General features: G+C 61.6%; 1 protein-coding gene. It reads right to left on the bottom strand.

Annotation, left to right across the window (positions count from 1 at the left end):
• Nucleotides 1–586 (bottom strand): YbaY family lipoprotein (locus A3730_RS27475; protein WP_197477675.1); only part of this gene is annotated, 586 nt, incomplete at both ends.

Here is a 586-nt window from a genome sequence, read left to right as displayed (position 1 = left end):
GGTTGAAGCTTTCCACGATAAGAGCGGCTTCGGTGCTGCCTTCCTGGGTGCCGGGCACTTTGCGCACCAGGCCGCTGACGGTGGCCACGCGGGGCTGTTGCGGGTAGCGGATGCCGTTGTCGTAGGCGGTCAGCAGGTCGTCGCTTTGCGGGCCGCGAATCAGCAGGCGCCGGTCGCTGTTGCACAGGGTGAAGGTGTCACGGTGTTGTCCGGGCTTGCCACGGGTGATGGCGCCACGCAGGGTTTCGCTGTCCGTCATTACCTCGGTGAGTGGCAGGGTGACATCGGCAAAGCCGTGTTTTTTGCGCTTCAGCGTGATGGCGTCGGACTGATAGAAGAGGCCGCCGTCGGCCAGGATCTGACTGATGATCTGGTATTCATGGTCTGCTTTCAGGTTGTCGGGGAGGTAGTACAGGCGAAAGGGCATGGTATCGGTGTCTTCATCCAGGCGAATCAGACGCTTGGCGACAAGTTGGGCGCCGGGTGTGCCGGTCTCTATCTGGTTGTCCAGCAGGGCGACGGTGAGCACGGCATTATCCGGCAGTTCGCTGTCCTGTGAACGTGTAGCGGTGCCACTGATATGGGC

Source organism: Alcanivorax sp. HI0044, from assembly GCF_001634945.1.
This window is presented reverse-complemented; position numbering and strand designations above follow the sequence as displayed.